This window comes from Geodermatophilus sp. SYSU D00698 (assembly GCF_054050335.1).
The window spans coordinates 1-6,970 of the sequence record NZ_JBJGZD010000043.1 but is presented as its reverse complement, the minus strand read 5'-3'; the positions used below and the strand labels follow the sequence as shown (position 1 = coordinate 6,970).

Sequence of the window (6,970 nt, the reverse complement as noted above, 5' to 3'; positions counted from 1 at the left end):
GCGGGCCCCCCCCCGCGGGGCGCCGCGCCCCCGGCCCCCGGCGGGGCGGCGGGGGGACGGCCCGCCCCCCGGGCGCCCGCGGCCCACCCCAGGAGCGGGGCTACGGGCGGGACCGGCGGCTCACTTGCGGCCGGGCGTCCAGTCCATGCCCCAGCCGTAGGTGCGGTCGAGCACGTCCTGGCCGCCGTGCACGTAGCGCACCTCGCGGTTGACGACGAGCTGGCCGCCCTTGTTCTCGATCATCGCGATCGCGCAGATGCGGGCGCGCGGGTCGTGCTCGTCCAGGCGCACCTCGATCTGCGGCCCGTTCGCCGGGAACATCGTGACGACGGCGTCGGCCTGCCCCCAGTTCGGCACGCCCTCGTAGATGAGCGCGAACACGAGGATCCGGCGGATCAGCTGCGTGTGCTGCAGGTCGATCATCAGGTTCTCGCCGCCGCTGCTGGCGCCCGACCGGTCGTCGCCGTCCAGCCACACGATCGACCCGCCGTTGCCCAGCGTGTGTTGCCCGCGGAAGGCGTTGCCCAGGGCCTGGATGACGCCCTTCGAGCCGTCGGCGTACTCGTAGAGGCAGCCGAGGTCCAGGTCGATCGCCCCGCCGCCGGCGGCCGAGGCCAGCCGCTTGAGGAAGCCGCCGCCCCCGCCGCCGCCCCCGGGCCGGGAGTTCCAGTTCAGGTTGACCCGCAGGACGCCGGTGGTGCCGGCCGTCTTCGTCAGCGAGACCGACGGCGCCGACTTGGTCAGCGACACCTTGTTCATGTCGACCCCGCCCTGCTGCGGCGGGGCCGGCGGCTGGCCGTACGGGGGCTGACCCGGGGGCGGGTACGGCGGCTGGCCCTGCGGCGGGTACGGGGGCTGCCCCTGGTACGGCGGCTGCCCGTACGGCTGGCCCGGCGGCGGGTACGGCGGCTGCCCGGGCGGCGGGTACTGGCCCGGCGGCGGGTAGGGCGGCTGCCCCTGGTGCGGCGGCTGGCCGTAGGGCTGCCCCGGCGGCGGCTGCGGGGGCTGGTACGGCGGCGGCTGCGGCGGCGCCGGAGGGGTCTCCGGCTGCGGCGGCGGGGACTTCGGGCGCTTCGTGTAGTCGACCAAGGGAGGCCTCCCCGCAGGTTCGCCCGACCGGGCCGACCTGCGCTCTGAGCGGCGGACACGTCCTCCTGACCCTATGCGGCGCCGCTACCCTCCGGCCCATGCCGCGCGGTGTCCCCTCGCCCTCCCCTGCCGTGTACGGGATCGACCTGGGCACCACGTACAGCTGCCTGGCGCAGGTCGACGACGACGGCGCCGCGCGGGTCGTCCCCCTCCTCGACGGCGCGCCGACGCTGCCCAGCGTCGTGCTGTTCGTCGGCCCCGACGACTACGTCACCGGCGAGCGCGCCCGCGTCCTGGCCCGCGCCCGGCCCGACGACGTCTGCACGCTGGTCAAGCGGCGCATGGGCGACAGCACGTGGCGGTTCGTCAGCCACGGCCGGTCCTGGTCGGCGCCCGCGGTCAGCAGCCTGGTGCTCAAGGCGCTGGTCAGCGAGACGAGCTTCTCCACGCGGGGTCCGGTGCAGGACGTCGTCATCACCGTGCCCGCCTACTTCGGCGACGAGGAGCGGCGGGCCACCCGGCTGGCCGGCGAGTACGCGGGCCTCACCGTCCTCGACGTCATCAACGAGCCGACGGCGGCCGCGCTGGCCTACGGCTTCGCCCGCCTCGACGGCGGCCGGCCGGCCGGGCACCTCGAGGAGGTCGCGCTCGTCTACGACCTCGGCGGCGGCACCGTCGACGTCGCGGTCGTGGAGCTGGCCGACCGGCGGCTGGCCGTCGTCGCCACCGACGGCGACCACGAGCTCGGCGGCGCCGACTGGGACGAGAAGCTCGCCGTCCACCTGTCGCACGCCTTCCTCGCCGCCCACCCCGACGCCGAGGACCCGCTCGACGACGGCGCCGGCGGCCAGGCGCTGGTGCTCGCCGCCGAGCGGGCCAAGCGCGAGCTCAGCGTCCACGAGTCCGTCGTCGTGCCGGTCGAGCACGACGGCCGCCGGGTGGACGTGCCGGTGACCCGCGCGGAGTTCGAGCGGCTCACCGCGGGCCTGCTCGACCGCACCGTGGAGCTGACCCGCGCGGCGGTCGCGGCGGCCCGCGCCCGCGGCGTCGACCGGATCGACCGGGTGCTGCTGGTCGGCGGCTCGACCCGGATGCCCGCCGTCGCGCGGCGGCTGACCGCCGAGCTCGGCGTGCCCGCCGAGGTGCACGACCCCGACCTCGCCGTCGCCAGGGGCGCCGCCGTCCACGGCCGCAAGAAGCAGCTGGAGCGGCTGCTCACCGCCGACCTGGTCACCCGCGGGCAGCTGCGCGACGGCACGCCGCTGGAGTACGCCGCCCCCGCCGACGTCGACGCCGCCTGCGCCCGCCTCGGCGACGCCGTGGGCCTGTCCGCGGCACAGGTGCGGCGCACGGTGGAGATCCAGGTCCTCAACACCGTCTCCCGCGGCTTCGGCGTCCTGGCGCTGGACCGGTTCGGCGAGCCGTCGGCGGTCTTCCTCGTGCACCGCGACGACCGGCTGCCGGTGGCCGTGCGCCGCTCGTTCGGCACCGTCCACGACGACCAGCGGGTGGTCACCATCCGGGTGGTCGAGCAGGGCGGCGGCGCCGAGTCCGCCCGGCCCGAGGACGCCAAGCTGCTCGCCGAGGCCTCCATCGAGGACATCCCGCCCGGGTACCCCGCCGGCACCGAGATCCAGGTCGTGCTGCGGATGGGCTTCGACGGCATCCTCGAGCTGACCGCGCTGCACGAGGGGCTGGCCGACCGCCCGCTCACCGTGCGCGTGGAGACCGGCGCGGCGCTGAGCCAGGCCGACGTCGCCCGCGAGCGCGCGCAGGTCGGCCGGGTCCGCCGCCGGCAGGACTGACCCGTGCCCCCTCCCGTGCTGCCTCCCTTCGACGGCGACGGCTACCGCAAGCGGGTCCTCGCCGCCATCGAGCGCCGCGGCGGCCCCGACGCGACCGATCCCTTCGAGGTCTACGACCTCCCGCTGGAGGCCGCGGGGTCGCTGACCGACGACGAGGTCGCCCGCCGGGTCGACGAGGTCTGGGCGTTCTGGCAGAAGCAGCGCGACCACCCCAAGTACCGCGGGCTGGTGACCGCGCTGCTGCGGTCCCACGACGCGCTCGCCGCGCAGCTGCGCACCCCGGGCGGGCGGCAGTGGCTGGCCGGGCAGACCCGCGCCGAGCGGGAGCGGCGGGAGGCCGCCCGCTTCGCCGAGCTCGACGCCGCGCTGGAGCGGCTGGTCGAGCGCTTCGGCGGGGTGCCGGCGGACAAGGTCGCCGGCCTGCGCGGGATGGCCGCCGCGGCCGGGCTCGACGACGCCGCCTTCGAGGCCCGGCTGCGCGGCCACCCCTTGCTCGGCGCCGAGGCCCCGCCGGCGCCCGCCGGACCGGCCGACGCCGCGGTGGTGCTGCGGCAGGTCCGCGACGGCCTCGAGGAGCTCGGCCGGATCGAGGGCGCCCGCGTGCCCAGCCTGCACGCCCTGCTGGAGCTGCCCCCGACCGCCGACCGCGAGACGGTCCGCCGGCGCCGCGACGCCCTGCTCGCGGTCAACCGGCAGCGCCGCCCCGACCGGCGGCGGGCGCTCGTCGACGACCTGCTCGCCGCCGCCGGCACGCTGCTCGTCGACGGCGACCCCGCCGTCTACCTCGACGCCCTCGCCGACGACGTCCGCGCCGCGCTGCGCCCCCGCGTCACGGCGGCCGTGCTCGTCGAGGACCGGCTCACCCCCGCCGACGCGTACCTGCTCCTGCAGGAGGCGCAGGCCGCCGGCCTCGACCCGCAGCGCGCGGCCGCCGTCGTCACCGGGCTGGCCCGCGAGGCGGGCGCCGTGGGGGGCGTGCCCGCGCCGCCGCCGGCCCGCGTGCCCGGCCGCGCCGACTGGCAGGCGGAGGTCTCCGCGGCCCGCGCCGCGCTGCGGGACGGGCGGCCCGCCGCCGCCCGCCGGCACGCCGACGCAGCGCTGTCCGCGGCCGGCGAGCTCCTCCCGCCGATCCGGGCCGTGCGCGACGAGGCGGCCGAGGTCGCCGCCCGCGCCGGCGCCGCCTGGCGCGGCGTGGGCCCGGCCGTCGCCGCCCGGCGCCACGCGGCGGCCGCCGCCGCGCTCGAGCAGCTGGTCGCCACGGCCGCCGACGTCCCCGGTCCGGGCGGGGAGGACGCCGCCGAGCTGCTCCGGCGGTCGCGGGAGGCGCTGGCGCTGGCCGACGCCGTCCTCGCCCCGCCCTGCACCGGCCGGGACCGGGAGGACGCGCTGCTGGCCGCCCTCGACGCCGCCGCCGACCACCCCGCCGCCCGGGCCGAGCTCGCCGCGCTGGGCGTCGCGCCGGCCACGGACGTCGTCGTCGCCCCGGCCCCCGGCGGCGCCCGCGAGGTGCGCTGGACGGCGTCGGCCTCCCCCGGGCCGGTCGAGTACCGGGTGCTGCGGGTGCGCCCGGACGGCACCCGCCAGGTGGTGGGCACGACCACGGTCACCACCCTGGAGGACGGCGGGTACGGCGAGGTCGCCGGCTACGTCGTCGTCGCCTCCCGGCTGGGCGTCGCGGCACCCGAGGCGCACGGCGGGGACGCCCGGCCGCGGCCCCCCGCCGCCTCCCTGCCGCCGGTCACCGGCGTCGTGCTGCGGGGCGACCGGCTGCGCTGGGACTGGCCCCCGGGCTGCACCGAGGTGGTCGTCGTGCTGCGGCCGGACGCGCCGCCGGTGGGCCCCGACGACCCGGCCGGCACACGCCGCAAGGTCACCAACTCGCGCTACGAGATCGACGGCGGGCTGCCGGTCCCGGCGGCCCCCGGGCACGTCGCGGTGTTCCCGGCGACCCGGGTGGGCGGCCGGCTGGTGGTGTCCGACGAGGGGGCACGGCTGCCGCCGGCCTGACCGCCTCCCGGCAGCCAGCGGTCCCACCAGGCGAGCAGGTGCTCGAAGCGGGCCAGCCGGTGCCGGGGCCGGCCGGAGCGGGACAGCTCGTGGCCCTCGCCGGGGAACAGCAGCAGCGCGCTGGGCACGCCCTGCCGCTGCAGCGCGACGAACAGCCGACGGCCCTGCTCCACCGGGCAGCGCTCGTCCCGCTCGGAGTGGACGACGAGGGTCGGCGTGCGGATCGACGCCGCCTGCGCCAGCGGGCTCACCGGGTCGGTGCCCATGTACGCGTCGGCGTACCACCAGCCGATGTCGCTGGAGCCGGCGAACGACGCCGGGTCGGTCACCGCCCGCTCCACGACGGCGGCGGCGAACCGGTCGGTGCGGGTGAGCAGCAGCGCGGCGAGGAAGCCGCCGTAGGAGCCGCCGTGGACGCCGACCCGCTCCGCGTCCAGCGCCGGGTCGGCCAGCGCGGCGTCGAGGAAGGCCAGCACGTCGGCGGCGTCCCGGTCGCCCCAGGCCCCGACGACGGCGCGGGCGTGCTCCTCCCCGTAGCCGGACGAGCCGCGCGGGTTGCACTGCACGACCGCGTAGCCCGCCGACACGTACACCTGCGTCTCGTCCAGCAGCGACCAGCCGTACTGGGTGAACGGCCCGCCGTGCACCAGCAGCAGCACCGGGTGCGGGCCCGGGCCCTCCGGCGTCGTCACCCAGCCGTGCACCGGGGCGCCGTCGGGGGCCGTGGCGGTGCGCTCGGTGCCGCGGTGCAGCCGGCCGGTGGCGCCGAGCGCGGCGCCGAAGCCGGTGAGCAGCCGGCGCCGGCCGGGCGTGATCGCCACCAGCTCCCCCGCCGACCGGTCGTGCGCCACGGTGGCGACGACGACCCCGCCCCCGGCCGCGACCCCGCGCACGGTGAACGGCCCCTCGACCAGCGTCTCGGGCGCGCCGCCGTCGAGGGGCACCCGCAGCAGCGCCACCGAGCCGCGCCGCTCGACGCCGACCAGCGCCGCTCCGCCGCTGAGCACCGTCGCCGGCGTCTCGTCGCCGCGGTGGGTGTCCCGCGGGTCGAGCACGGCCTCCAGCGGGCCGCCGGCGGCCGGCACCCGGCACAGCGTCAGCCCGCGCCCGGCGACGTCGAGCCCGTCGGGGCCCAGGTCCGGGCGGGCGGTGACGTAGATCCACGTCCCGGCCGGGTCGAACGCCGGCAGCCGGCACTCGCCGCGGCCGCGGGTGACCCGGCGCGGCTCGCCGCCGCCGACCGGGACCAGCCAGACGTCGCGGACGCAGTCGCGATCGGCTCGGGCGTGCCGCGCGGAGACGAACGCGAGCGTGCCGCCGTCGGGCGACCAGGCGACGTCGGTGTCCTCGCCGCGGCCGTCGGTGAGCTGCCGGGCCTTGGGCGGGTCGCCGGTGTCGTCGAGCGGGTCGGCGGGCAGGTCGAGGACGAACACGCAGCTGGGGCGGTCGGCGGTGTACCCGACGTCGTCGACCCGGTGGCGCAGCCGGGTCACCAGCCGCGGCGGCTCGGCCTCCGGCGGCACGTCGGCAGCGGTGCCGTAGCGGCCCTCCTCGGGCACGCGGGCCACCCAGGCCAGCCGGCGGGAGTCCGGTGACCACACCGGGGCGCCGGCGCCCAGCGGCGCGTCGGTGAGCCGGCGCGGGGCGCCGCCCGCGGTGGGCAGCAGGTGCAGCTGGGGGTGCCCGCCGGGTGCGGCCGACAGGTAGGCCAGCCAGCGGCCGTCCGGGGAGAACGCCGGGGCGGAGTCGCGGGCGCCGGAGGTCAGCGGGCGGGCCGGCGCGGAGCCGTCGGTGGGGACGGCCCACAGCTGGGCGCGGTACTCGTCGGCGTCCAGGTCGGGGCGGCTGACCGCGACCACGGCCATGCGCCCGTCCGGCGAGACGGCCGGCGTCCCCGGCGTCCGCAGCAGGGCGAGGTCGGCGGGCCGCATGGCCCACCGAGCGTAGTGCAGTCGTCACCCCCGGCCGGGGTCCCGCGCGGGGCCCCGGGCGGGGTGGGGGCGCCCTGCTGGTTCTGGGCGCGGGCGACAAGGCCAAGGCCCAGCGATCCCGCCTGTCTTTCGGTGTTC

Annotated in this window: 3 protein-coding genes; 1 reads left to right on the top strand and 2 read right to left on the bottom strand. The window is 79.0% G+C overall.

Annotated features, from left to right (window positions below; translation table 11 throughout):
* Positions 1-120: 120 nt before the first annotated feature.
* The gene (locus ACI8AB_RS22525; RefSeq protein ID WP_456951964.1) at positions 121-1,089 is read right to left on the bottom strand and encodes a TerD family protein; all 969 of its coding nucleotides are present in this window, start codon (positions 1,087-1,089) and stop codon (positions 121-123) included.
* 98 nt (positions 1,090-1,187) lie between these two features.
* Between ACI8AB_RS22525 and ACI8AB_RS22520 the strand changes: the two genes are divergently transcribed.
* On the top strand, positions 1,188-2,894 hold the full coding sequence (locus tag ACI8AB_RS22520; protein WP_456951963.1) for an Hsp70 family protein: 1,707 nt from the start codon (positions 1,188-1,190) through the stop codon (positions 2,892-2,894).
* A 1,883-nt stretch (positions 2,895-4,777) separates the two neighbouring features.
* Here the strand turns inward: ACI8AB_RS22520 and ACI8AB_RS22515 are convergent.
* On the bottom strand, positions 4,778-6,832 hold the full coding sequence (locus ACI8AB_RS22515) for a prolyl oligopeptidase family serine peptidase (protein ID WP_456951962.1): 2,055 nt from the start codon (positions 6,830-6,832) through the stop codon (positions 4,778-4,780).
* Positions 6,833-6,970: the final 138 nt, after the last annotated feature.

Excerpts from the sequence above, each read along its gene's own strand:
- ACI8AB_RS22520 (WP_456951963.1), top strand. The coding sequence starts at position 1,188 with ATGCCGCGCGGTGTCCCCTCGCCCTCCCCTGCCGTGTACGGGATCGAC.
- ACI8AB_RS22515 (WP_456951962.1), bottom strand. The coding sequence starts at position 6,832 with ATGCGGCCCGCCGACCTCGCCCTGCTGCGGACGCCGGGGACGCCGGCC.